Raw genomic sequence first — 25,336 nt, 5'->3', positions numbered from 1 at the left:
GTCAACCGGCGTCAGGCGTGCCATTCGTGGCGGTGGGTCTCCTCGACGACCGGGGCCGCCGGGCTCGGCGGCTGCATGCGGCGCCGCCTGAAGATGCTCACGTACGACGCCAGTCCGATGAAGCCGACCGCCATCAGGATCAGGCCGACCACGTCGAGATTGACCCCGGAGATGTCCCAGTCCACCGCCAGGCTGAGGATCGCGCCCACCGCGATCAGCACGATGGTCAGTCCCATGCCCATGAATAACCGCCTCCGTCCGGCTGGTTGAGGGCTCGTTCAACCAACCGGGTACCCCCGGGCGGGCCGGACATTCGGGGCATCGGGGCGTCCGGGGAACCGGACGCCCCCCGGGCGCCGGGGCGCGCCGGGGGCGTGAGGCTGCGTCAATCGGCTGTCAGCCGGTATCGGTCGGCCGTCGGCCGTCGGCCGTCGGCCGGCGTCAGGCGGTGGTGAGGAAGGCCAGCAGGGCGTTCGCCAGCAGGTACGGGTCGTCTGCGCCGCACAGCTCCCGCGCGGAGTGCATCGACAGGATCGCCACGCCGATGTCCACGGTCGTGATGCCGTGCCGCGCGGCGGTGATCGGGCCGATCGTGGTGCCGCAGGGGATGGCGTTGTTGGAGACGAACGTCTGCCACGGCACCCCGGCCCGCTCGCAGACCCTCGCGAAGATCGCGCGGCCGGAGCCGTCGGTGGCGTACCGCTGGTTGACGTTGACCTTGAGGATCGGGCCGCCGTTGGGCAGCGGGTGGTGGCCCGGCTCGTGGCGCTCGGGGTAGTTGGGGTGCACGGCGTGGCCGGTGTCCGAGGACAGGCAGACGCTGCCGGCGTACGCCCGCGCGCGGTCCTCGCGGTCGCCGCCGCGGGCGAGGATCGAGCGTTCCAGCACGGTGCCCAGCAGCGGGCTCTCGGCGCCGGTGTCGGACTGGCTGCCGTTCTCCTCGTGGTCGAAGGCGGCCAGCACCGGAACGTACGGCAGGGGCTCGCCCCCGTCCCGGTTCCGTTCCGCGGCGGCCGCCAGCGCCGCCGCACCGGCGTGGACGGACAGCAGGTTGTCCATCCGCGGCCCGGCGAGCAGCTCGCGGTCCCGGCCGAGGTACGCGGGGGGCTCGACGCTGTGGACCATCAGGTCCCAACCGGCGATGTCGGCGGCCCGCAGGCCGGCCTCCCCGGCGAGGAAGTCCATCAGGTCGCCCTCGCTCGGCTCGCCCAGGCCCCACACGGGCGTCATGTGGCGCTGCCGGTCCAGCTTCAGCCCGTCGTTGGCCTGCCGGTCGAGGTGGATGGCGAGCTGCGGGACGCGCAGCAGGGGGCGGTCGACGTTGACCAGGCGGGTGGAGCCGTCGCGCAGCGTCAGCCGCCCGGCCAGGCCCAGGTCGCGGTCGAGCCAGGTGTTGAGCAGGGTGCCGCCGTAGATCTCGACGGCGACCTGCCGCCAGCCGGCCGCACCGGTGTCCGGGACGGGCTTGACGCGCAGGTTCGGGGAGTCGGTGTGGGCGCCGACGATCCGGAAGGGGGCGGCGGGGCCGGCGTTCTCCGGGACGTACCAGGCGATGATCGCGCCGCCGCGCAGCACGTACTTCCCGCCGCTGGTGCCGTCCCAGGCGTCGGTCTCGGCCACCTGCCGGAAGCCGGCCTTCTCCAGCCGTTCGGCGGCGCGGGCCACCGCGTGGTACGGGGTGGGCGAGGCCGTGAGGAAGGACACCAGGTCGTCGGTGTGTCCACGGTCGAAACGACTGGGGTTGCTCATGGGGCCAGCATACGAACGCGTGGACGGCGTGGGCCCCCGTTCCCGGGCCGGGGAACGGGGGCCCACCCCGAAGGGCCCGCCCGCCGCGGACGGCGGACGGGCCCCGAGGAGCCGCGGGAGAACCGCGGAGGAGCCGTGCCGGAAGCCGTCAGAACGCCTCTTCGGGCAGCTCCATCACCGACAGGTCGGTGGCCTCGGCGATCTGCCGCTGGACCGCGACGCCCGGCAGGACGTTCGCCGCGAAGAACTTCGCCGCGGCGATCTTGCCCTGGTAGAACGCCTTGTCCCTGGCCGAGGCGCCGGAGAGCTTGTCGGCGGCCACGGCCGCGCCCCTGAGCAGCAGGTAGCCGACGACGACGTCACCGGCGGCCATCAGCAGGCGGGTGGTGTTCAGGCCCACCTTGTAGATGGACTTCACGTCCTTCTCGGTGGCGGCCAGGTCGGTCAGCATGGTGCCGACGATCGCCTCCAGGTCCCCGGCGGCCTTGGCGAGCTGGTCGCGGGCCTCGGCCAGCTCCTCGCCGCCGGCGGCCTCGGCCAGGAACTTCTTGATCTCCTCGGACATGGCGGTCAGCGCCTGGCCCTGGTCGCGGACGATCTTGCGGAAGAAGAAGTCCTGGCCCTGGATCGCCGTGGTGCCCTCGTAGAGGGTGTCGATCTTGGAGTCCCGGATGTACTGCTCGATCGGGTACTCCTGCAGGTAGCCGGAGCCGCCGAAGGTCTGCAGGGACTGCGCGAGCAGCTCGTAGGACTTCTCCGAGCCGTAGCCCTTGACGATGGGCAGCAGCAGGTCGTTCAGGCGCTTGGCGTCGGAGGCGTCCTCGCCCGCGGCCTCCTTCATCAGGACCTCGTCCTGGACGGCGGCGGTGTAGAGCACCAGGGAGCGCATGCCCTCGGCGTACGCCTTCTGCGTCAGCAGCGAGCGGCGCACGTCGGGGTGGTGGGTGATGGTGACGCGCGGCGCGGTCTTGTCCGTGAACTGGGCCAGGTCGGCGCCCTGGACGCGCTCCTTGGCGTACTCCAGCGCGTTGAGGTAGCCGGTGGAGAGCGTGGCGATGGCCTTCGTGCCGACCATCATCCGCGCGAACTCGATGATCTTGAACATCTGGCGGATGCCGTCGTGCTTCTCGCCCAGCAGCCAGCCCTTGGCCGGGTGGTTGGCGCCGAAGGTCATCTCGCAGGTGTTGGAGACGCGCAGGCCCATCTTGTGCTCGACGTTGGTGGCGTAGACGCCGTTGCGCTCGCCGAGCTCGCCGGTCTCCCAGTCGAAGTCGTACTTGGGGACGATGAACAGGGACAGGCCCTTGGTGCCCGGGCCGTGGCCCTCGGGGCGGGCGAGGACGAAGTGGATGATGTTCTCGGACATGTCGTGCTCGCCCGAGGTGATGAAGCGCTTGACGCCCTCGATGTGCCAGGAGCCGTCCTCCTGGCGGATCGCCTTGGTGCGGCCCGCGCCCACGTCGGAGCCGGCGTCGGGCTCGGTGAGCACCATGGTGGAGCCCCACTGCCGGTCCACCATGAGCTGGGCTATCTTCTGCTGCTCCGCGGTGCCCTCCTCGTGGAGGACGCCGGCGAAGGCCGGGCCGGACGCGTACATCCACACCGCCGGGTTGGAGCCGAGGATGGTCTCGGCGAAGGCCCACAGCAGGGAGCGCGGGGCGTTGGTGCCGCCGATGGCCTCGGGGATGCCCAGCCGCCACCACTCGGCGTCCATGTACGCCTGGTAGCTCTTCTTGAAGGCCCCCGGGATCGGCGCGGTGTTGGTCTCGGGGTCGAACACCGGCGGGTTGCGGTCGGCCTCCTCGAAGGAGGCGGCCAGCTCGTTCTCCGCCAGGCGCGCGATCTCCGACAGCACGCTCTTGGCGGTCTCGACGTCCATCTCCGCGAACGGGCCGGTGCCGTACACCGTGTCGCGGCCGAGCACCTCGAAGAGGTTGAACTCGATGTCGCGGAGATTCGACTTGTAGTGCCCCATGGCGACGGCTCCGTAGTGGGTAGGGGGAGGAGACTCCTCCATACGCGTACCGGTAAGTAGCTGCCATCATGCTACCCGTCGGTAATAAGAATCAACCCCGATCCGCCCGACTGTGACCGAACTCCTCGGGAACGGTCCGTTCCGGCCCGTTCCGGAGCGCCGCGGTGCGTTCACGGAGCGGTTCCGCACCGGGGCGGGGGCGGTCCCCGAGTCAGTACGCTTACGTCCATGTACGGCTACGACCAGACCGGAAACGCGGGCCAGCACGCCGGTCACGGCGGCCACACCGGCCATCCGGGGCACACCGGACACCCCGGGCACGGCGCGCACGCCGGGCAGCAGCACTACGCCTCCCAGCAGCCGCCGCCCGCCTACGGCCAGCAGCAGCCGCTCTACCCGGAGCCGTCGCCGCCGTCCCTCGCCGAGGCCGTCCGCGCCTTCACCACCGGCGCGATGTCCGCCGAGGACTTCCAGGCGATCTTCGCCACGTCGAAGGTGTACTGCCCGCGCGGGGACACCCCCGGCTTCCTGGCGCTGCACAACACCCAGCAGCCGGTGATCCCGATGTTCACCACGCTCAAGGAGCTGCGCGCGTACGCGGGCAAGGACTCGAAGTACTTCGTGATCACCGGTGCCGAGGTGCTCGACCTGCTGCCGTCGGGCTACGGCTTCGTGCTGGACATGGAGGGCGACCACCGGATCGTCTTCGACGCCAAGGCGGTGGAGGAGATGGTCGACTTCGCGATGCGCCGGATGTACGGCTGACGCGCGGCCGGGGACGCGCGCCCGGTACGGGGACCGGGGTCTGGACACCCTGGTTTTATGTTGAACGTTGAATTACTCTGGGTCTCCCAGGTCCGCCGAGGAGGTCCACGATGCCCGCGATCACCGCCGAGAACCCGCTCGCGCTGCCGCGCGTCCCCCTGCCCGGCGAGGGCGCCGTGCCCCGGCCCGTGCTCGCGGTGACCACCGCCCCCAGCGGCTTCGAGGGGGAGGGCTTCCCCGTGCGCCGCGCCTTCGCGGGGATCGACTACCGGTACCTCGACCCGTTCATCATGATGGACCAGATGGGCGAGGTGGAGTACGCGCCCGGCGAGCCGAAGGGGACCCCCTGGCACCCGCACCGGGGCTTCGAGACCGTCACGTACCTGATCGACGGCACCTTCGTCCACCAGGACTCCGCGGGCGGCGGCGGGGTCATCAACGACGGCGACACCCAGTGGATGACCGCGGGCTCCGGCCTGCTCCACATCGAGGCGCCGCCGGAGGAGCTGGTCGTCAGCGGCGGCCTCTTCCACGGGCTCCAGCTCTGGGTGAACCTCCCGGCCAGGGACAAGATGACCGCCCCGCGCTACCAGGACATCGGCGGCAGCCGGGTGAAGCTGCTCAGCTCCGCCGACGGCGGCGCGCTGCTGCGGCTGATCGCCGGCGACCTGGCGGGCCACACCGGTCCGGGCGTCACCCACACCCCGATCACCATGATCCACGCGACGGTCAGCCCGGGCGCCGAGGTCACCCTCCCCTGGCGCGAGGACTTCAACGCCCTCGCCTACGTCCTGGCCGGCCGCGGCACGGTCGGCACCGAGCGCCGCCCGGTCCACCTGGGCCAGACGGCGGTCTTCGGGAACGGAGGATCGCTGACCCTGGGCGCCGACCGGTCCCAGGACTCCCACACCCCCGAGCTGGAGGTCGTCCTGCTGGGCGGCCGTCCCATCCGGGAGCCGATGGCGCACTACGGGCCGTTCGTGATGAACACCCACGCCGAGCTGGTCCAGGCCTTCGAGGACTTCAAGGCGGGGCGGCTGGGCCGCGTCCCGGCCGTGCACGGGATGACCGAGGGCGGACTGTAGGACCCGCCGCCCGGTGGGGCGGGGCACGCGGCCCCCGCCCGCCGGGCGGCCGTCAGTCGCCCCAGGCCGCCTCCGCGTCCTCGTGGAGCTCGAACCAGATGCTCTTGCCCTCGCCCCGGGGGTCCACCCCCCACCGGTGCGCGACCATCTCCAGCAGCAGCAGGCCGCGGCCGCGGGAGGCCAGTTCGCCGGGGTGGCGGCGGTGGGGCAGCTCGTCGCTGCGGTCGGCGACCTCCAGGCGCAGCCGGCGGGAGCCGTGCTCGCCGGTCAGCTCGGCGACCACCACGGCGTCGCCCTCGGTGTGCACCAGGGCGTTGGTCAGCAGCTCCGACAGCAGCAGGACGGCGCCCTCCACCTGGTCCTCGACCGCCCAGTCGTACAGCAGCTCGCGCAACTGGTGGCGGGCGTCCGCGACCCGGGCCGGCTCGTCCTGGCCGACGGACAGGACGATGCGGCGGCTGGGGGCGCGCCAGCGGACCGGGGCGCCGCCGTCGCGGCTCAGCAGCAGCAGCGCGATGTCGTCCTCGTACCCGCCCGCCCGCGCCCCGCGCCCGGCCCCGGTGCCGGTCATGTGGCGCCTGGGCGGCCCGTGCATCGTCCGGATCAGCGTGTCGGCGAGCTTCTCCAGGGAGTCCTCCCGGTGGGAGCCCAACGCCGCCCGCAGCCGCTCCAGCCCGGTCTCGTAGTCCAGGCCGCCCGCCTCGATCAGCCCGTCGGTGCACATCAGCAGCGTCTCGCCGCGGCCCAGCACCAGGCGGGTGATCGGGTAGTCCGTGTCCGGCTCCACCCCCAGCGGCGGTCCGGCCGTCACCGTGGGGGTCAGCACCGCGCCGTCGGGCATGCGGACCACCGGGTCGGGGTGGCCCGCGCGCGCGATGTCGAGCGCGCCCGTGGCCGGATCGGCCTCCACGTACAGGCAGGTGGCGAAGCGGTGGTCGTCCAGGGAGGTCTTCGCGTCGTCCTCGGCCCGCTGCGGCTCGTCGGCCTCCACCCCGGCCAGGAAGCGGCTGGCCCGGGAGAGCACCGCGTCGGGCCGGTGCCCCTCCGAGGCGTACGCGCGCAGCGCGATCCGCAGTTGCGCCATGACCCCCGCGGCCCGCACGTCGTGGCCCTGCACGTCGCCGATGACCAGCGCCGTGCGTCCGCACGGCAGCGGGATCACGTCGTACCAGTCGCCGCCCACCTGGAGGCCGCCGCCGGCCGGCATGTACCGGCTGGCCACCGCCATCCCCGGGATGTCCGGCCGGTGGGCGGGCCGCATGGTGCGCTGGAGGCTGTCGGCCAGTTCGCGCATGGACTCCTGGACGTACACCCGGGACAGCGCCTGGGCGAGCATCCGCGCCACCGCCGACAGGACGTACCGCTCGTCCGGGGTGAAGTGCACCGGCTCCCGGAAGGCGACCAGCCAGGAGCCGATCGTCCGTCCTCCCACCAGCAGCGGCAGGTACGCCCAGGCGCGGTTGCCGTAGGGCTCCACGAGGGACCAGGCCGCGGGGAACCGGCGGCGGTACTCCTCGGGGGAGGCCAGGTACAGGGCCCGGCCGGTGCGGACCACCACGGTGCCCGGGTAGTCGCTCGCCAGCGGTATGTCCTCGAAGAGCCGTTCGACGCTGGAGCGCGGTCCGTAGGCGCCGATCGGCGTCAGCCGGTCGCCCTTCACCCCGAAGACGACGAGGCCGGAGGGCGAGAAGCCGGGCATCGACAGCTCCCCCACGACGCGCAGCACCTCCGTGGTGGTCTGCGTCGCGGCCAGCGCCTGCCCCGCCTCCAGCAGGAACGCCTCGCGGGACCGCCGCAGGTCGCCGGTGACCGGCGTCTGGGTGGCGGGGGACCGCACGACGGGGGTCTCCGCCAGGTCCTCCGGGCCGCCCGGCTCCGCACCGGCGGGCGTGTGGGGCGGGGCGGTCTCGACCATCAGGCCGTGGAGCACGAAGTCCGACAGCTCCGGCTCCGCCCCCACCGACTGGTCGGCGAGGGCCAGCCGGAGGCGCACGTGCCGTACGACGGTGCCGTCCTCCGCCACGATCCGCAGCGTCGCCTCGGCGATGGTGCCCTCGGTGACGGCCAGGGCCGCGACGCTGCTCAGCTCGGCGTAGTCGAAGGTGTTGATGCGGGCGCGCAGGACCTCCTCGGGGAGGGTGACCTCCTCGGGGGGCAGCCCGAACAGCCGGGCCGCGGTGGCGTCCAGCGTGCTCATGCCCGTGACGTTGTCCCAGCGCAGCAGGCCGGTGCCGGTGGTCGCCAGAATGTCCTCTATGCGCACTTTTCCACTTTATGTGGATATCGCGGGGGGCACCCAGCAGAAGGAGCCCGGGCGGTAGTCTGAGCCGTGCGTGTCCGCGCACGGCGGCCCGTGCACCGCGGTCACCGGGGGTGACCGGCGGCCCGGCCCACCACCCGGCCGGGAGCCCGGCGGCCGCCCGACACAACGACCCGACAACCTGACGACTTGGACGAATGATGCATCGGTACCGGTCCCACACCTGCGGCGAGCTCCGTGCCGCGGACATCGGCCAGGATGTCCGCCTGTCCGGCTGGCTGCACAATCGGCGGAACCTGGGCGGCATCCTCTTCATCGACCTGCGGGACCACTACGGCATCGTCCAGCTCGTCGTCCGCCCGGACACCGCGCCGTACGAGGCCCTCAGCTCGATCTCCAAGGAGACCGTCGTCCGGATCGACGGCCGGGTCGTCGCCCGCGGCGAGGAGAACGTCAACCCCGAGCTGGCCACCGGCGAGATCGAGGTCGAGGTCGCCGAGGTCGAGGTGCTGGGCGCCGCCGACCCGCTGCCCTTCACGATCAACACCGAGGACGGCGTCAACGAGGAACGGCGCCTGGAGTACCGCTTCCTCGACCTGCGCCGGGAGCGCATGCACCGCAACATCATGCTGCGCTCGGCGGTCATCGCCACCCTGCGCCGGAAGATGACCGAACTCGGCTTCAACGAGCTGGCCACCCCGATCCTGTCGGCCACCTCCCCCGAGGGCGCCCGCGACTTCCTGGTGCCCTCCCGGCTGCACCCGGGGAAGTTCTACGCGCTGCCGCAGGCGCCGCAGCAGTTCAAGCAGCTCCTGATGATCGCGGGCTTCGACCGCTACTTCCAGATCGCGCCGTGCTTCCGCGACGAGGACGCCCGCGCCGACCGCTCGCCGGGCGAGTTCTACCAGCTCGACGTCGAGATGAGCTTCGTCGAGCAGGAGGACGTCTTCGGCGTCATCGAGAAGGTGATGACCGAACTCTTCGAGGAGTACGGCGGCGGCCGCCACGTCACCTCGCCCTTCCCGCGCATCCCGTACCGCGAGGCGATGCTGAAGTACGGCACCGACAAGCCGGACCTGCGGGTCGGGCTGGAACTGGTCGACGTCTCGGACGTCTTCGCGGGCTCGGGCTTCAAGGCGTTCGCCGACAAGCACGTGCGCGCCCTGGCCGTCCCGGACACCGCCGACCAGCCGCGCAAGTTCTTCGACCAGATGGGCGAGTTCGCCGTCGGGCTCGGCGCCAAGGGCCTGGCCTGGGTGCGCGTCGGCGACGAGGGCGCGCTGACCGGCCCGATCGCCAAGTTCCTCACCGAGGAGAACGTCTCCGCGCTGCTGGAGCGGCTGGACGCCAAGCCGGGCACGGCGGTCTTCTTCGGCGCGGGCGAGTTCGACGAGGTCTCCAAGATCATGGGCGCGGTCCGCGTCGAGGCCGGCCGGCGCACCGGCCACTTCGAGGAGAACGTCTTCCGCTTCTGCTGGATCGTCGACTTCCCGATGTTCGAGCGGAACGAGGACACCGGCGCGATCGAGTTCTCCCACAACCCGTTCTCCATGCCGCAGGGCGGCCTGGAGGCCCTGGAGACCAAGGACCCGCTGGACGTCCTGGCCTGGCAGTACGACATCGTCTGCAACGGTGTCGAGCTGTCCTCGGGCGCCATCCGGAACCACGAACCGGAGATCATGTACAAGGCGTTCGAGATCGCCGGGTACAGCCGCGAGGAGGTGGAGCGCGAGTTCGGCGGCATGCTCCGCGCCTTCCACTACGGCGCCCCGCCGCACGGCGGCATCGCCCCGGGCGTGGACCGCATCGTGATGCTGCTGGCCGACGAGCCCAACATCCGCGAGACCATCGCCTTCCCGCTCAACGGCAACGCCCAGGACCTGCTGATGGGCGCCCCGTCGGAGGTCGACGAGGCGCGCCTGAAGGAGCTCCACATCTCGCTGCGCAAGCCGCCGCAGGCGAAGTAGCCGCGGCCGCACGCCCGCCCGGGGTCCGGAACCGTCCGCGGTTCCGGACCCCGGGGCGTCTCACGGCACGTCCCGCGGCGCGTCTCACAGGAAGCGGCGGATCGGCACGACGGCCAGCTCCCGCGCCCGCTGCACCAGCGGACGCCGGCGCCAGCGGTCCCCCTCGATCAGGACGCTCTTGCCGATGTCCTCCTCGAAGTGCCCGTCGAGCGTCGCGGTGAAGCCCTCGTCCAGCACGACGAGCATGACCTCCTCGTCGTGGTCCATCGAGCGCCGGTTGAGGTTGGTGGAGCCCACCAGCGCGGCCACGCGGTCGACCGTCACGACCTTGGCGTGCATCATCGTCGGCTGGTACTCCCAGACCCGCACCCCGCTCGCGGTGAGGTCCTCGTAGAAGTTCTGCCCGGCGAGCTGGCACACCCGCTGGTCGGTGTACCGGCCGGGCAGCAGGATGTCCACCGCCACCCCGCGCCGCGCGGTGGCGCACAGCAGGTTCACGAAGTACGGGTCGGGCGCGAAGTACGCGGTGGCCAGCCGTACGCGCTCCTGGGCGCTCTCCAGCACCACCCGCAGCAGCGTCTGCATGTCCTGCCAGCCGAAGCTGGCCGAACCGCGCACCACCTGCACCACCGCGTCGCCCTGCGGCTCGTGCTCGACGAAGCGGTCCCGCTCGTCGAACAGGGCGGGGGCGCACTCGGCCCAGTTCTGCGCGAACGCGGCGGCGATGCCGTCCACGGCCGGGCCGCGCACCTGGACGTGGGTGTCGCGCCACTCGCTCTCGTCGCGGGCGTCGCCGCACCACTCCTCGGCTATCCCCACCCCGCCGGTGTAGGCGACCTTCTCGTCCACGACCAGCACCTTGCGGTGGCAGCGGTGGTTCTGCTTCAGCGGCGAGACCCACAGCGGCTTGCGGAACCAGACCACCTGCACCCCGGCCCGGTCCATCAGCTCCAGCAGGTGCTTCTCGATCAGCCGGCAGCCGAAGCCGTCCAGCAGCAGCCGCACCCGTACGCCCGCCCGGGCGCGGTCCGCCAGGGCCTCGGCGAACTCGCGGGCGATCGCGCCGCGCCAGTAGACGAACGTCATCATGTCGACGGTGTGCTCGGCGGACCGGATGCTCTCCAGCATCGCCGGGAATATCTCGTCGCCGTTGCGCAGCGGGACCAGGGCGTTGCCTTCGGTGGCGGCGATCCCGATCAGCCGCTCCAGCCGCCGCCGCAGCCGTCTTCTGCGCTCCTCTGCCCGGTCTTGGACGGTGTCCATGGCACCTTCCCAGCGAAGTCTCGACGGAATCGAAAACCCTCTCGGGCCCCGTATGCCCCGCATCCGGCAGGACGGACGGCGGGAGGGGAACGGGGATGGACGGCGCGACCGGGGGCAGACGGGTGAACATCCCGATACGGGGACGAAGAAGGCACGAGCCGCAACAGCCGACCCGAGGAGGCACCGTGGTGGTCGCCGGTGTGATAGCCGTGTGCGTGGTCCTGGCCGTACTGGCCTTCCTGGTGCCGCGCCTGTCCCGCCACCCCGAGCGCGGCACGCAGCGCACCCTGGGCCTGGGCGCCCGCGCGGGCCACAAGGCCCCCGGGCCGCTGGGCCGCTGGCTGAGCAAGCCGTTCCACAGCAGCTCCCGCGCGGTCTCCCGCAGCGGGTCCGCGGGCCGCCGGGCCCGCCGCCGGCTGCCGTTCTGACCGCGGCCGGTGACCGGCCCGCGCCGGTGACCGGCCGGGAGCACCGGCCGGGGCGAGTCGGTGGCCGCCTCCCGCCCGCCGCCCGTGGCACCCTGGCCCCGGGCACCGGCGGCCGGCGCCGTGCCCGCACACCGGGAGGTACGCGCGCCCATGGGAGCTTCCCTGGATCTCGCCCTGGACTCCACCGTGGTGGTCGTCACCGGGGTGATGGCGTCGGGGAAGTCCACCGTCGCCCAGGCACTGGCCGAGCACCTGCCGCGCTCGGTCCACGTGCGGGGCGACGTGTTCCGCCGGATGATCGTCTCCGGCCGGGAGGACCTGCACCCCGAGGAGACGCCCGAGGCCGTCGCCCAACTCCGCCTGCGCCACCGGCTCTCCGCCACCGTGGCCGACCTGTGGGCCCAGGCCGGCTGGACCGCCGTCGTCCAGGACGTCATCCTCGGCGAGTACCTGGCCGAGTACGTCGCGGCGGTCCGTACGCGCCCGCTGTACGTCGTCGTGCTCGCCCCGCGCCCCGAGGTGGTGGCGGACCGGGAGGAGCGGCGGGAGAAGATCGGCTACAGCCTGTGGACCGTGGAAGACCTCGACCGCTCCCTGCGCGAGGACACCCCGCGCATCGGCCTGTGGCTGGACAACTCCGACCAGACCCCCGAGGAGACGGTGGCGGCGATCCTCGCCGACCTCCCCACCGCCCGCATCTCCGACTGACCTCCCCGGGCGGCACCCGCGCCGCGAACGCGGAGATCGAGGAGAGGGCCTGGCCCCGGGTGCTGGAATTGCTCCGGAACCGACCCGTCCGCACGACCGGCGGAGCGGGGGACCGGCCGGGCGGCGCACGGCGCACGGGGCGCGCCGGGCGGGGCGCACCACCACGTCCATCGGATTTCCATCCGGTGTCCATGGACAGGGACGCGCCCCGTTCCAATACTCGACCACATCGCACGTGAACGGCGCGTGCAGGGGCAGGTACGGGGGGTGGGGGATGGTCACGGGAACGTCGAGCCTCAGAATCACCTCGCCCGAGGGCGAGGTGACGCACCGTGAACTCGACGGCACCCAGCTCAGCGTGGGGCGTTCGGCTCCGGACCACACCCCCGACATCGTGCTGGGGCCGGACCCGCAGCGGTGGGTCGGCCGCCTCCACTGCACGCTCGACTTCGCGGACGGCGTGTGGTCGGTGACGGACAACGCCAGCGTCAACGGCACGCTGCTTCGGCGCGGCGGCTCCACCAGCCGGCTGGTGGGGCGCAAACGGCTGCAGCACGCCGACACCGTCCTGATCCTGGGCGACATGACCGCCGACGGGGAGCCGCTGTACTGGGAGCTGACCCTCCTGGACGCCCACACCACCCAGCGCGCCCCGTTCGGGCCGCCCGCCGACGTGCCGGCCGGCGGGCCGTTCCTGCGCTACGACTGGGTGTCGGCCAGGGCCTACCGCGTCGTGGACGGTACGGAGGAGCCGGTCGAGGGCCTTCGGCCCCAGGGGCACCAGCTCCTGCGGTACATGGCCGGCCGCAGCAGCGGCAGCGCCGCCGTCGCCTGCGACCACGGCGAGCTGATCAGGGCGCTGTGGGGCGGCCGCGACGAGTGGCCGCAGCACCGCTCGTACACCAAGGCCGACCTGGCCGGGGTGGTCCGGGCCGTCCGGCGGTGCATCGAGCCCGACCCGTCCGCCCCCCGGATCCTGGAGACGGTCACCGGGATCGGGTACCGGCTCAACGTCTGCCCCGGCACGTCCGCCGCCGCGCCCTCCGGCACCTCCGGGGGCGCCGGGCACGAAGGGCGCGGGACGTAGGCCATGGCCCTCCTCAGCAGCGGAACCCGCATCAGTGACACGCTCGTGGCGGACCGGCTCCTCGGCGAGGGGGCGTTCGCCGAGGTGCACCGCGTCCGGCACGAGTACCTGGGCTGGCAGGCCATGAAGCTGTTCAAGCGCGTCGCCTCCATAGAGGAGACCCGGGAGATGCTGGGCGAGGCCAGGATCCTGTCCACCCTGGGGCACCCCAACATCGTCCGGCTCTTCGACGCCAACACCGTGCAGACCTCGCGGGGGCTCCGCGGCTACTTCACGATGGAGTACGTCCCCGGCGGCAGCCTCGAACGCTTCATCAGGTCGCACCAGCCCGGCGTCTCCGTGGAGGTGGCGGTCGACGTCCTGGAGCAGGTCGCGGCCGGTCTCGCCGTCGCCCACGAGCAGTCGCCGCCCATCATCCACCGGGACCTGACGCCCGCCAACATCCTGGTGGGCTACGACGGGACGGGCATGCGGGTGCGGGTGAGCGACTTCGGGCTGGCCAAGCGCGCCGACCCGTTCACGCTCGCCGCCAGCTCCCAGGGCACGTTCGCGTTCATGGCCCCGGAGGTCCTGCGCGACGAGGGCTGCTCCCGCGCCGGTGACGTGTGGGCGCTGGGGACGGTCGCGTACCTCCTGCTGACCAACCACTTCCCCTACGGCGCCGGAGGGCCGCTCTCGTCGTACTCGCTGGCCCGCTTCCGGGAGTCCCTGCTGCCGCCGAGCCGGTACAACGAGGCGGTCGACCCCGAGCTCGACCGGATCGTCATGGCCACCCTCGAACTCGACCCGCGCAACCGCCCGGAGACCGCGCGCACGCTGGCGGACGCCCTGCGCGAACGGCGCTTACGGCGAGGGGAGCACAAGGAGCGGGGAGAGCACGGAAGGCCCGGTACCCCCGCGCCCGCGGGCGCCCGAGCGCCGTCCGGCGCCAACGGCGCACCCCACGGAACCGGTACGGACCGCGCCGCGGCCGTACCGCCGAGCGAGCGTGCCCGGCGGCTCGCCGGTGAGGCACTGGAACTCTCCCGCCACCCGGCGACGCTGCACCAGGCCGCCGATCTGATGGAGGAGGCGGTCAACCTGTCGCCGCGACTGAGGGCGCAGTACCTGCCCAGGCTCACGCTCTGGAGAAGAGGGGTGATGATGTGACGTACGCGACCGAGCGGAACGCGACGGCGCTCGCGCGGTTACAGGAGCTGGCCGGGCCGGAACTCTACTGGCGCAACACCTTCCGGATCACCTCTCTGCCGACCGACGCCACCCACCGCACGATCCGCGCGCAGCAGCGCCGCGCGGCCGTGGCGGGGTCCGTCGGCGCCGTGAGCGGGGCCGGAGGCGGGCCCGGCGGCGGGCCGGCCCTGCCCCAGGCCCCCACCCCCGAGCGGCTCCGCGCCGCCTTCGAGGAGCTCCGCGACCCGCAGCGCCGCATCGTGGACGAGCTGTTCTGGCTCTGGGACACCCCGGACGCGACGTGCCCGTGCCCCCGGGAACTGCACCAGCGGCACGACGAGGCGGTCCGCGCCCACGCGCGCGCCCTGGACATGGAACTCACCGAGGAGTGGACGGACCCGGACGGCCGGGACGTCGAACGGGCGGAGACCCTCTGGGCCGTCGCCGGCCGGACGTGGACGGAGCTGCTGGGCGACGGGCGGGTGCGGGAGCACCTCCGCCACCGGGTGCACGCCCTGGACGACCGGCGGCTGGACGAGTCCGTCGTGGACGTGCTCCTCGACCGGCTCCCGCGCACGCTCCTCATGTCGGTCGCCGCCCTCCCGGACACCGTGGTGGACCTGGAGGACCGGGCCCGGCTGTGCGCCCCGTGGACCGGACTGGGCCGGGAGACCGTGGACGAGGTCCTGGAGGAGGTGCTGGAGCCCGTCTACGAGAGCGCCGCCTCGAAGTTCGAGGCCATCGCCGACCTGCACGACGCCCGCCGGTTCGACGACGAGGCCCGCCTCCTGGAGGAGGAACTGGTTCCCGTGCTGGTGAAGTTGCAGCCCTTCGCCACCGCCCTGGAGCAGCGGTACGCGAGCAAGCTGTGCCAGGCGGGCTCCACCATGCTCAACAACTGTGCGGTCGCCCTGCTGGACGAGTCCGCCTGGGCACCCCCGGAACGCGTCGGCCGACTGCTGGACCTGGCCCTCCGGTTTGCCGTGGACGCCGAGAACCGCGAACGGATCGCGGCCAACAAGACGTACCTGCCGGGCGGCGCGGCCGGCGGGAACCACGCCGGGACGGGAGCCCACGCGCCCTCACCACCCGGGCTCTCCGTGGGCGAGAAGGTGGGATGCGTGACCTTCCTGGTCTTCATGGTGGCCGCCGTGGTCGTGGGGGTGATGACCGGCAGCTTCCTCGCCGCCCTGGGAGTGGGCTTCGGCGGGCTCGCCGTCATCGGCCTCGTCGGGGACCTGCTGGAGTCCCTGGGCGGCCGGCGCAGTCGGAACCCGTACGGAGGCCGCCGGTGAACGCGTCCGTCGCGCGACTGCGCGCCTACCTGCGCCAGCAGCGGCACCACCGCGCCTTCCGCATCGCCCCGCCGGCCTGGGACGAGGACCAACTCGCCCTGCTGGAAAGGGCGGTCGCCGAACTCGAAGCCCTGCGTGCCCGGGACGGAGCCGACCCCGGGGACGGGGACGAGGAGGCCGGCCCGGACGCGCCCGGCGGGGAGGAGCTGGACACCAGGAGGCTGACCGAGGCCGCCAACAACCTCTGGCGCGCGCAGAAGAAACTGGAGCGTGCCGAGGGCTCGTCGAAGGAGGCCCGGCAGGCCGGCCGCCTGCTGCGCAACAGCCGTACCGCGCTGGACGAGGCGGGCCTGGTCATCCAGGACCACGACGGCACCGTCTTCCACCCCGGCCTCTCCCTGGAGGCCCTGGTGTTCCAGGACGACCCGTCCCTGAGCACCGAGACGGTCCTGGAGACCGTCCGGCCCTCGATCTACTTCCGTGACCGCCGCATCCAGATGGGACAGGTGATCGTCGGCCGTCCCGTGGACCAGGAACACCCCGAAGGGGACGACCATGCGTGAGACCATCGACTTCGGCATCGACCTCGGCACCACCAACAGCGCCATCGCGGTGAACAACAACGGCGAGGTCCATGTGGTCAAGAACAACGACGGCTGGGACTACACGCCGTCCGCCGTGTGGATGCCCAAGCCGGGCGTGGTGCACGTCGGCCGCCGGGCCCGCGAGCGCGCCGTGAGCGACCCGGACAACGCCTACGCGGAGTTCAAGCTCGACATGGGCATCGCCGGCGCCGAGCGGCACTTCGCGAAGGCGGGGGTCTCCCTCACGCCCGAGATGCTCTCCGCCGAGGTGCTCAAGTCGCTGCGCCAGGACGCCGCCCACGAGGACGGCGACCCGCCGGGGGCCGCCGTGATCACCGTGCCGGCGGCCTTCGCGCTGAACCAGAACGCGGCGACCGGCAGAGCGGCGGAGCTCGCCGGCCTCGGGGCCTCGTGCCCGCTGGTGCAGGAGCCGACCGCGGCGGCCATCGCCTACGGCTTCCAGGACGCCGCGGACTCCGCCTACTGGATGGTCTTCGACTTCGGCGGCGGCACCTTCGACGCGGCCGTCGTCAGCAAGCGCGACGGCGAGCTGCTGGTGCTCAACCACGCCGGCGACCCCTACCTGGGCGGGAAGCTGATCGACTGGGCCATCGTCGAACGGCTGCTGGCGCCCGCCGTCGTGCGCGAGCTGGGCCTGGCCGACTTCCGCCGGGAGGTGGCCGGCTGGCGCGTGAACTTCGCCAAGCTCAAGGGCGCGGCCGAGGAGGCCAAGATCCTCCTCTCCCGCAACGAGTCCGCCGACATCATGGTCGATCTGCAGGACGGTCACGGCGGCACCGAGTCGTTCGAGTACAAGCTGACCCGCGGCGCCCTGGACGACCTCTCCGCCCCCTACTACGACCGCGCCGTCAAGTGCTGCCGCGACGCCCTGGCCGAGGGCGGACTCCAGCCGGCCGACATCGACCGCCTGCTGCTGGTCGGGGGAACCACCCTCGCCCCGACCCTGCGCGAGCGGCTGGCCGACCCCCGGCACGGCCTGGGCATCCGCATCGACCACAGCCAGGACCCCACCACGGTCGTGGCGCGCGGGGCGGCGATCTTCGCCGGCACGGTCCGGCTGGCGGCGCCCCCGCCGCCCACCCGGGTGGGCGAGTTCACCGTCGAGCTGAACTACGACCCGCGGGTCACGGAGACCATCGCCCCGGTGTCGGGCACCGTGCGCAGCGCCACCGAGGTCGACTGGACGCGGTACTCTGTCGTGCTGAGCAACCCGGACGGGCGCCCGCCCTTCAGCACCCCGCGCATCGCCCTCAGCCCCGAGGGGACCTTCTTCACGGACGTGACCCTCGACCCGCACACCACCTCCCGGTTCACCGTCGAGCTGACCGACGACACCGGCGCGCGGCAACGGCTGTCCCCCCAGACCCTGACCATGACGCACGCGGACGTCACCAGCGGGGGCACCGTCCTCACCCACTCCCTGGGGATCGGCAAGGCGGACGGCACCTTCGCGCCGCTGCTGCGCAAGGGCACCACACTGCCCGCCGAGGGCCGGAACACCTACCGGACCACCATCGCCCTGCGCCAGTCCGACCCGAAGGCGGTCATCCGCATCCCCCTGGTGGAGGGCGAACGGCCGCGCGCCGAGCGCAACACCACGGTGGGCATGCTGGAGATCCGGCGCGGTGACGTCCGCTTCGACCTGCCCGCCCACAGCGACGTCGAGATGACGCTCCACGTGGACGAGTCGCGTATCCTCACCGCGGTCGCCGATGTGCCGCTGGTGGACGCGCAGTTCGAGGTGGAGATCAACCTCTCGGAGGTACGGCCGCCCGAGCAGCCCGTGCTGGAGGAGCAGCTCCGTGAGGTCGAGGCGCGGCTGGAACGGCTGCGCGAGGAGGCCGCCGACGCGGGTCTGGACGACGTGCGCGACCGGTTGGAGCGGATGGACGACAGTCAGGTGGACGAGGTGCGCGGCCAGGTCCGCGCGGCCGGGGTGGACGTCGGCGCGGCCTCCATGGGCGACCGCCGCCTGCGCGACCTCCAGGCCGAACTCGACGAGGCCGAGGAGGCCATCGAGTTCCCGCGCCTGGCGGCGGAACTGCGGGGAGTGCTCGACGCGTGCGAGGAACTCGTGGAACGCTCCCGCGACCCCGAGCACCGCCGCCAGCTCACCACCCTGCGCAACCGGCTGGACCGGGTGGTGCGGGAGAGGGACCGGTCGGCCGCGCAGGCCCTGATGGGCCGCCTCCAGGGCTTCCTGGCCGACCTGCTGCGCGCCGGCGACCACTGGGAGGTCACGATGTTCTACGCCCTGCGCGACGCACGGTCCGAGATGACCTCGCTCAGCAGGGCCGACGCCCTGTTCGAGGAGGGCGAGCAGGCCCTGGCCGCGGGGGACCGGCAGGCCCTCGCGGCGGTCAACGAGCGGCTGCGCAGGCTCCTCCCCCGGGAAGCGGCGAGCAGCCTGCCGGGCGGACTCCAGTAGGCGGACGGGAACGGGATGATGTCCGAACCACACCAGAGCCTTCTCCAGGGCCCCCCGCGGGACTCCGCCGGGAACCTGCCGCAGGACCCGCCACAGGACGACCCGCCGCAGGAAGACTCACCGCCCGGCGGGCGGCCGGGCACGCCGGGCGCGGCGCTCCGCACCGAACTGCTCGTCGCCCGGGCCCGCGCCGCGGCCCGCTCCGGGGACCTCGACGGGGCCCTGGACCTGCTGCGGAGCGCCACGGCGACCGGCGGTGGGCGCCCGGACCGCACGGTGCTGGACCTGATGGCCCGGATCCACGCCCAGCGCGGCGAGTTCGCCGATGCGGACGAGTGCTGGGCGCGCGTCCAGGAGGACGCCCCGGGGGACGCGGACGCCGCGGCCGGACGCGCGATGATCGCCGATGTGGTCGCGGGACGCCGCCGGCCGCAGCCGGTGCTGCGCCCGGCCCGGGTCGGCGCCGTCGCCGCGGTGGCCGTGTGGGCGGTTCTGACCGGCACGGCGCTGTGGGTGACGACGGACGACCCCGGCCCGCGGCCGGGCGTCGCCCAGCGGGACGCGGGCCGGGACGGGGACGCCGGGAAGCGGGAGGGGGGCGCCGGGTCACCGGCGGCCCAGGCCGGCGAGGAGGCCCGTGAGGAGGCCCGCAGGAAGGCAGAACTCGACGCGCTCGCCCGGGAGTTGACCTTCCCCGGCGCGAACGCCGAGCGACGCGGGGACTTCGTCCGGGTCGTCTTCGACGAGGGCCTGTTCTCCGAGGGCGACCGACTGACCCCAAAGGGCCGGGAGGCCCTCACCCGCCTCGGCCGGCGGCTGGCCGGCCGGGAGGCGGCCGTCGAGGTCACCGGCCACGTCGCCGCGGTCCCGGGCGCGCCCCGCAGCGGCGGGTCGGCGCTGGCCCTGTGGCGCGCGATGGTGGCGGTGCGGGAACTGAGCGACAGCAGTGGCAGGCCGCTCACCGCCTTCACCACCTCCAGCGCGGACCAGCGGGACGCCCCCCACCCGGACCCGTCCGGAAACCGCACGGTGACCGTGACCGTCACCCCGGCGGACCCGGGGCCGGAGGGGGACGCACCGCGGGAGCGCTGACGGACTGCCGCCGGGCCGCCGCCGACGGCCCGGCGCCGGCGGCCTGCCGCTACCGGCCGGTCCCGCCGTCGGCCCGCTCGGGCAGCGGGCCGTCCCCGGCGACGCCCCACCGGCCGACCTCGCGGTAGCCGGAGTCGTAGACCGCCGCGCCGGTGCCGGGCCGCAGCTCGTAGTGGCGGAGGTTGCCGCCCCAGTACCGCAGGATCCGGCCCAGCTCGCGGACGGCCTCCTCGTCGGACGTCATGCCGTCCATGTCGACTTCCAGAAGGAACTTCACTCCAGGGCCTCCGCTCCCAGACATACGTGGTCGGTGCGCTCGCCGGCTTGCGGATTCAATTGTTTCATTGAAGTCCCCGGTGAGGCTTTTGGGCGGGAGCCGCCTGTTCAGAAGTGGAATCCGGTTCACAACCCTCAAACGGTGGTGAACGGCGGGTCCTGCGGGCGGTCGGCGGCGTCGTCCCACAGGCCGGTGCCGCGGGCGGCGACGACGGCGCCGATGAGGGCCAGGACGTCCTCGGCGGGTCGCGGGCCGAGGCGGCGCCCGTCCCGCAGTCGCAGGGCGACCAGGTCACCGGCGGCCTCCCGCGCGCCGATCACCGCCTGGTAGGGCACGAGCCGCGCGGCCCGGACCCGCGCGCCCAGGCTGCCCCGCTCCGGCCCCGCGACCTCCGCGCGCAGCCCCCGGTCGGCGCACCGCCGCACCAGCCGTTCGGCCTGCGGCAGTTCGGCGCCGGAGACGGGGAGGACCGCCACCTGGGTGGGGGCGAGCCAGGCGGGGAAGGCGCCGCCGTGCTGCTCGATCAGGTGGGCGACGGCCCGTTCCACGCTGCCGATGATGCTCCGGTGGACCATGACCGGCCGGTGCCTGGCGCCGTCCGGGCCGGTGTAGTGGAGGCCGAACCGCTCGGGCTGGTGGAAGTCGACCTGGACGGTGGAGAGGGTGGACTCCCGCCCGGCACGGTCGGCGACCTGGACGTCGATCTTGGGACCGTAGAACGCCGCCTCCCCCTCGGCGGCCTCGTACGCCAGGCCCGAGCGGTCGAGGACGTCGGTCAGCAGGGCGGTGGCCCGCCGCCACATCTCCGGGGCGGCCACGTACTTCCCGCCGGGGCCCGGCAGGGAGAGCCGGTGGCGGACGGGGCGGATGCCCAGCGCCCGGTGTGCCCGGCGGATCATCTCCAGGGCCGCGGCGGCCTCCCCGGCGGCCTGCTCCGGGGCGCAGAAGATGTGGGCGTCGTTGAGGTGGATCGCCCGTACGCGGTTCAGCCCGCCGAGCACGCCCGAGAGCTCGGAGCGGTACATGCCGCCCAACTCGGCCATGCGCAGCGGAAGTTCGCGGTAGCTGTGGGAGCGGGACCGGTAGATCAGCGCGTGGTGGGGGCACAGGCTCGGCCGCAGGACGACCTGCTCCCCGCCCACGTCCATCGGGGGGAACATGTCCTCGCCGTAGTGCGACCAGTGCCCGGAGATCTCGTACAGCTCCCGTTTGCCCAGCACGGGCGAGTACACGTGCCGGTAGCCCGCCCGGCGCTCCTCGGCGCGGACGTACTCCTCCAGGGCGTGCCGCAGCAGGGCGCCGTCGGGCAGCCAGTACGGCAGCCCCGCGCCGATCAGGGGGTCGGTGTCGAACAGGTCCAGCTCGCGGCCGAGCCTGCGGTGGTCGTGCACGGGGTTCACGGGGTTCACGGGGTTCATGGGGGCGGTCATCGCGGTCTCCTCGCGGACGGGCGGGACGAGGGACCGGAACCACGACGAAGCCCCGGGGCGCTCGCCCCGGGGCTTCGTCGATCAGGCATCTGTCAGCGCGCCGGGACTATCTCCGGCGTCGTCGTCAGACCAGCACGCTCCATACCGTCCACGCTAACGCGCGCCCCGGTGGGCCGCCACCGTCTTTCCGCCGGGGCGGGTCAGGACCGGACGAGTGCGGCGAAGACCCGGCGGAAGGCGGCTCTCGTCGGAGAGTCGGAGCGCCGGTCGAGGACGGCGAAGACGACGTGCGCGAAGCGGCCGGCGAACCGGCCGCCGTCCGCCAGGTGGGTGCGGAACGCCTCGGCGACGACCACCGGATCGTTCCGGAACACGCCGCAGCCCCACGCCCCCAGCACGAGCGCGCGGTAGTCGTGCGCCGCGGCCACTTCGAGGACCCGCTCGGCACGCGCGAGCAGCGCCCCCGGTATGCGGTCGGCCTCCTCGGGAGTGCGGCGCACGATGACGCCGGCGTTGGGCGCGGGCGAGGTGAGGAAGCCGACGCGGAACGGCTCGTCGAGCAGCGTTCCGCGGTCGTCGCGGAACACCGGCACACCGGGCGAGTGGATGACCCGGTCGCTGTAGAAGGCGCTGCGTTCCGCCCGGTGGTGTTCGTAGTACTCGGGAGCGCGCAGCAGGCAGGCGTACAGCGCGGAGGCCCGGCACAACGCCTCCTCCTGCGCCTGCGCGCCGTTGAGCCAGCCGCCGCCCGGGTTGCGCGCGGAGGCGAAGTTGAGGACCGCGACCGGACCGGGACCGTCGCCGACGAGCCTGCGGGCGGCTTCGAGACTGCTCTCCCCGGTCACCTCGAAGACGGTGGGCGAGTCACCGGAATCCCGCCCGGCGGGTTCCGGTACGGGTACCGGCTCCGGACCGGACATCCTGGTCCCGTCCATCGCGGCGGCGACGTCCGCCGCGATGGACACCTCCCGGCCGCCGGGCGCCGTGTACCGGCCCCGCTCGACGATCTCCTCGGTCTGCTTCGCGATACCGCGCAGCCGTGCGCTCATGGCCGCTCCCCCGTGTGGTGCATGGGGAGAGCGTCGGCGACCGGCGGTCCCACGCGCAACGGGGTTTCCGCAGGTGACCGGACCGGTATCGGGTTGTCCGGCGAGTCGAGCCATACGTGCTCGCCGTCGCCGTCCACGGTCAGCCCGAACCGCTCGAAGCCGGGGCGGCCCTGCTCCTCCCACCAGCGGTAGGCGGCCTCGACCTCGTCCCACAGCCTGCGCGGTCCGGACTGGTACACCTCGCACTCGGTCCGGCCCTCCTCCCAGTCTGCGGTCGCCCAGGACGTGACGGCCGTGTCCCGCAGCCACAGCGTGTACGAGCCGTCCTCGTACGACTCCATCCACGGGAACGCCTCGGGCACCTGCACCCCGATGGCGAAGCGGCCCCGCCCATGTCCCGCGGGAGCAGGTCACGAGCGGGGCATCGGATCATCTCGCGGTTGGTGACCATGCCCTTGGACCGGTCACACGGTCGCGGGGGTCCTTGCACGAGAACCCTCCACCGGATCACCGCGCTGGCACAGGTGTCCAGGTCGGTCTTGAGGTGGAGCGGGGGATGCTCCGGAGTGCCTGCCACCCTCAGTTCATGGTCTTCGCTCACTGTCGCCACTCGACTTCGAACCTCTGTGGCTGTTCAGCGGCACCTCAACACGAACCGAATGCCAAGCGGCCATGCCGAAGGCTGCCCGGTAGGCTGCTTGAACATCAAAGCCCTTCCCAGGGGAGTCGCACCGGACGGCGGTGCCACCACCATCCTTTATCCATCATGGCGATGCGCGAGACACCGAGCACCTTTCCCAAGGCAGCCCCTCCATCGTCCCGTGTCGCCCTCCTGAAACATTCGTCCAGGTCGTCTACCGAATCCCGGAGGACGTCGCGGAACTCTTGGGGGAGTGCGTCTGACAGTTCGGCGATCCGATCCCGCGTCCGAAGGTCCTCGACGTACATGTCCGCCGGGTAGCGACCGCCGGGCCGCCAGTCGTTCTCGACACGGTGCACGCTCTTCTCCCAAGCTCCCAGAGCGTTTCCCGCATACCAGAGGAGACTGCCGGGCTCCAGATCAAGCGGGGCCGCTTCCCCGATCTTCTCCGTCCGGCTCTTCAGTTGTTCCTCAACAGCCCTGGAGAACTCCTCGAAGACCGGAGTCGGGACGAATTGCTTCCTGATGACCTCTCGCATCAATTCGACGCGAACATCAGGAAGTTGAGGCACAGGGTCCTCCACCGCGTCGATACTGTAGAGGGACTCCTCGTTGTCCGATTCATACAGCCTGGCACGGGTGACGAGCCCGTCCGGCGTCACCAGCCAGTAGGCGCTGGGAGGCGTCTCGGCGGCCGGATAGAGCACCACACACCGCAACTTCGCGGCCAACCGGCGTGCCAGCTCCGCCTCATCGGGTTGTTCGGTCATCGTGTCCCGGGCATAGACGTCCAAGGCCCATGAGACCTGACCCCGGACCGCCGCGTACTCGCAAAAAACGAGAGCGTCCCAGTTCCGCCCCTCCGGTGCCGCCTCCTCATCGACTACCTCGACGTCTCCCGGAGCGACCCGGAAGATCTCGGCAAGAGCGGCCGCGAGACGGTCGGCGTGCAGCTCCCCCGTCATGAAGAAGTTGCCCATCACTCATACGTCCCGTTGTAGACCGCGAGAGCCTTCTGCACCGCCTCGGGGTTGTTCGCGAACCTGGGGGCTTTCTGCAACTGCATCTCGATGGATGCCAAGTCGCCTTTCGCCCTGGAAATCAGACACAAGGCAGCGTACTCGTTCCTGTCCAATTTAACGATCCCCGGCCCGGAATCCGGATACACGGTTCCGTTGGGCTCCACCCCGTAGGACCTCCCATTGATCATGTATCTGTCGGTTCTTTCGTCGTATCGGGCGTTCCCGTTGGCTATCTCTTCTATGTCTTTCTTGACCTCTTCTTCCTTTCCTCGCAGGATCACGCTGTTGTTTTCCCTGATGTTTTTCTTGTTCCTGCCTGCTCCAGATATCGTATGTCGAGGGTTGTACGAGCGAAGATCTTTTCCCGCCGCAGGGCCGCGTATATTGTCCGAGGCCTTCCAGCTCTCCCTGAGCAACAGTTGGCCGGAAGGACCGATGGGGACGGTGACGCCGGGCATCGCCGGGCGCAGGCCACCGAACCCTGGAGCAAAGGTGAAGTTGTCGATGACGCTGCGGATGCCGCCCGCGTCGTGGATGCCCCGGACGCCGCTTCCCACCGCACCAAAGGTGCCGCCGAAGAGGGTGCCGTACTGTCCGGCCTCCTGGGCGTGGGCGAGGTCCAGACCGTCCTGGAGCCCGGCGTGGATGCGCATCGGCTGGGCGACGGCCAGGTCGACGGCGACGGACTCGATGCCGCCGAAGGCCGCGCCGACCAGGGTCGTGGCGGCGATCCGAGCGGCCGTGGTGGATATCGCCACGCCCAACGAGGCGGCCAGTTCGGTGATGGTTGCCGCTGCAGCCACCGCCGCGCCCGAGGCCGCTCCGGCGGTGGCGACGGCCAGCCCGATCCCGGCGGCGATGGTCGCGGCGGAGATCGCGATCTGGGTGTCGATCTTGTCCTTGACGTCCTCGACCTCGTCGGCGAAGTCGTCCAGCGCCTTCGCCAGGTCACGGGCGGCCTGTTCCAGGTCGTTCAGCCAGCCCCCGCCGCCCTGACAGTAGCGGTGCCAGAAGATCTCGAAGGCGTCGATCGCCTCACCT

The 25,336-nt window shown here is 72.3% G+C and carries 21 protein-coding genes and 1 pseudogene; 11 read left to right on the top strand and 11 right to left on the bottom strand.

The features are described from left to right. Positions 1 to 11: 11 nt before the first annotated feature. The 3 genes from VE546_RS06645 to VE546_RS06635 form a co-directional block, all read right to left on the bottom strand. Positions 12 to 242 (bottom strand): DUF6458 family protein, encoded by a 231-nt coding sequence (locus tag VE546_RS06645; RefSeq protein ID WP_324919537.1) that lies wholly within the window; start codon positions 240 to 242, stop codon positions 12 to 14. 199 nt (positions 243 to 441) lie between these two features. After that, positions 442 to 1,749, bottom strand: coding sequence for a M18 family aminopeptidase (locus tag VE546_RS06640; RefSeq protein WP_324919535.1), 1,308 nt, complete (start codon positions 1,747 to 1,749; stop codon positions 442 to 444). 148 nt (positions 1,750 to 1,897) lie between these two features. Continuing rightward, positions 1,898 to 3,724 (bottom strand): acyl-CoA dehydrogenase, encoded by a 1,827-nt coding sequence (locus tag VE546_RS06635; protein ID WP_324919533.1) that lies wholly within the window; start codon positions 3,722 to 3,724, stop codon positions 1,898 to 1,900. Positions 3,725 to 3,952: 228 nt separating this feature from the next. Between VE546_RS06635 and VE546_RS06630 the strand changes: the two genes are divergently transcribed. Together VE546_RS06630 and VE546_RS06625 are read left to right on the top strand one after the other, a co-directional pair. Continuing rightward, a complete protein-coding gene (locus tag VE546_RS06630; RefSeq protein ID WP_324919531.1) occupies positions 3,953 to 4,489 on the top strand; it encodes an SseB family protein in 537 nt (178 codons plus the stop codon). 110 nt (positions 4,490 to 4,599) lie between these two features. Further along, the gene (locus VE546_RS06625) at positions 4,600 to 5,574 is read left to right on the top strand and encodes a pirin family protein (RefSeq protein ID WP_324919529.1); all 975 of its coding nucleotides are present in this window, start codon (positions 4,600 to 4,602) and stop codon (positions 5,572 to 5,574) included. A gap of 52 nt (positions 5,575 to 5,626) precedes the next feature. On the opposite strand, the gene VE546_RS06620 is transcribed toward VE546_RS06625, so the two are convergent. Beyond that, positions 5,627 to 7,837: a SpoIIE family protein phosphatase gene (locus VE546_RS06620; protein ID WP_324919528.1), complete on the bottom strand. Its 2,211-nt coding sequence runs from the start codon at positions 7,835 to 7,837 to the stop codon at positions 5,627 to 5,629. A gap of 197 nt (positions 7,838 to 8,034) precedes the next feature. On the opposite strand from VE546_RS06620, the gene aspS reads away from it, so the two are divergent. Further along, complete coding sequence (gene aspS, locus VE546_RS06615) at positions 8,035 to 9,801, top strand: aspartate--tRNA ligase (protein WP_324919611.1); 1,767 nt, start codon at positions 8,035 to 8,037, stop codon at positions 9,799 to 9,801. Positions 9,802 to 9,885: 84 nt separating this feature from the next. Here the strand turns inward: aspS and VE546_RS06610 are convergent, their stop codons facing one another. Then, positions 9,886 to 11,064, bottom strand: a complete 1,179-nt coding sequence (locus VE546_RS06610; protein WP_324919526.1) for a phospholipase D-like domain-containing protein — start codon at positions 11,062 to 11,064, stop codon at positions 9,886 to 9,888. Positions 11,065 to 11,249: 185 nt separating this feature from the next. Here VE546_RS06610 and VE546_RS06605 point away from each other — a divergent pair, with 185 nt between their 5' ends. From VE546_RS06605 to VE546_RS06570, 8 genes are all read left to right on the top strand, one after another. Beyond that, a complete protein-coding gene (locus VE546_RS06605) occupies positions 11,250 to 11,492 on the top strand; it encodes a DUF6411 family protein (protein ID WP_324919524.1) in 243 nt (80 codons plus the stop codon). Positions 11,493 to 11,642: 150 nt separating this feature from the next. After that, the gene (locus VE546_RS06600; protein WP_324919522.1) at positions 11,643 to 12,200 is read left to right on the top strand and encodes an AAA family ATPase; all 558 of its coding nucleotides are present in this window, start codon (positions 11,643 to 11,645) and stop codon (positions 12,198 to 12,200) included. 274 nt (positions 12,201 to 12,474) lie between these two features. Then, positions 12,475 to 13,287, top strand: a complete 813-nt coding sequence (locus VE546_RS06595) for an FHA domain-containing protein (protein ID WP_324919520.1) — start codon at positions 12,475 to 12,477, stop codon at positions 13,285 to 13,287. Between the two features lie 3 nt (positions 13,288 to 13,290). Beyond that, a complete protein-coding gene (locus tag VE546_RS06590; RefSeq protein WP_324919518.1) occupies positions 13,291 to 14,436 on the top strand; it encodes a serine/threonine-protein kinase in 1,146 nt (381 codons plus the stop codon). Next, positions 14,433 to 15,752 (top strand): hypothetical protein, encoded by a 1,320-nt coding sequence (locus tag VE546_RS06585; protein ID WP_324919516.1) that lies wholly within the window; start codon positions 14,433 to 14,435, stop codon positions 15,750 to 15,752. The genes VE546_RS06590 and VE546_RS06585 overlap by 4 nt, the downstream gene beginning before the upstream one ends. Further along, the gene (locus tag VE546_RS06580) at positions 15,749 to 16,315 is read left to right on the top strand and encodes a hypothetical protein (protein ID WP_324919514.1); all 567 of its coding nucleotides are present in this window, start codon (positions 15,749 to 15,751) and stop codon (positions 16,313 to 16,315) included. The genes VE546_RS06585 and VE546_RS06580 overlap by 4 nt, the downstream gene beginning before the upstream one ends. After that, positions 16,308 to 18,785 carry an Hsp70 family protein gene (locus VE546_RS06575; protein WP_324919512.1) on the top strand — a complete coding sequence of 826 codons (2,478 nt, stop codon included), beginning with the start codon at positions 16,308 to 16,310 and terminating at the stop codon, positions 18,783 to 18,785. Before VE546_RS06580 ends, VE546_RS06575 begins: the two co-directional genes overlap by 8 nt. An 18-nt stretch (positions 18,786 to 18,803) precedes the next feature. Beyond that, positions 18,804 to 19,877 carry a hypothetical protein gene (locus tag VE546_RS06570; RefSeq protein WP_324919510.1) on the top strand — a complete coding sequence of 358 codons (1,074 nt, stop codon included), beginning with the start codon at positions 18,804 to 18,806 and terminating at the stop codon, positions 19,875 to 19,877. Positions 19,878 to 19,926: 49 nt separating this feature from the next. Here VE546_RS06570 and VE546_RS06565 read toward each other — a convergent pair whose 3' ends face one another. From VE546_RS06565 to VE546_RS06540, 6 genes and pseudogenes are all read right to left on the bottom strand, one after another. Next, positions 19,927 to 20,154, bottom strand: coding sequence for a hypothetical protein (locus tag VE546_RS06565; protein WP_324919508.1), 228 nt, complete (start codon positions 20,152 to 20,154; stop codon positions 19,927 to 19,929). A gap of 134 nt (positions 20,155 to 20,288) precedes the next feature. Beyond that, the gene (gene thrS, locus VE546_RS06560) at positions 20,289 to 21,545 is read right to left on the bottom strand and encodes a threonine--tRNA ligase (RefSeq protein WP_324919609.1); all 1,257 of its coding nucleotides are present in this window, start codon (positions 21,543 to 21,545) and stop codon (positions 20,289 to 20,291) included. Positions 21,546 to 21,784: 239 nt separating this feature from the next. Further along, positions 21,785 to 22,633, bottom strand: a complete 849-nt coding sequence (locus VE546_RS06555) for a TIGR02452 family protein (RefSeq protein ID WP_324919506.1) — start codon at positions 22,631 to 22,633, stop codon at positions 21,785 to 21,787. Beyond that, positions 22,630 to 22,974 (bottom strand): hypothetical protein, encoded by a 345-nt coding sequence (locus tag VE546_RS06550; protein ID WP_324919504.1) that lies wholly within the window; start codon positions 22,972 to 22,974, stop codon positions 22,630 to 22,632. Before VE546_RS06550 ends, VE546_RS06555 begins: the two co-directional genes overlap by 4 nt. Positions 22,975 to 23,338: 364 nt before the next feature. Continuing rightward, positions 23,339 to 24,253 (bottom strand): hypothetical protein, encoded by a 915-nt coding sequence (locus tag VE546_RS06545; protein ID WP_324919502.1) that lies wholly within the window; start codon positions 24,251 to 24,253, stop codon positions 23,339 to 23,341. Further along, positions 24,253 to 25,336, bottom strand: a pseudogene (locus VE546_RS06540) (hypothetical protein); the annotation flags it as partial. The gene VE546_RS06545 and the pseudogene VE546_RS06540, both read right to left, overlap by 1 nt.

The sequence above is a fragment of the Streptomyces sp. genome, assembly GCF_035644915.1.
GTDB lineage: Bacteria > Actinomycetota > Actinomycetes > Streptomycetales > Streptomycetaceae > Streptomyces.
This window is presented reverse-complemented; position numbering and strand designations above follow the sequence as displayed.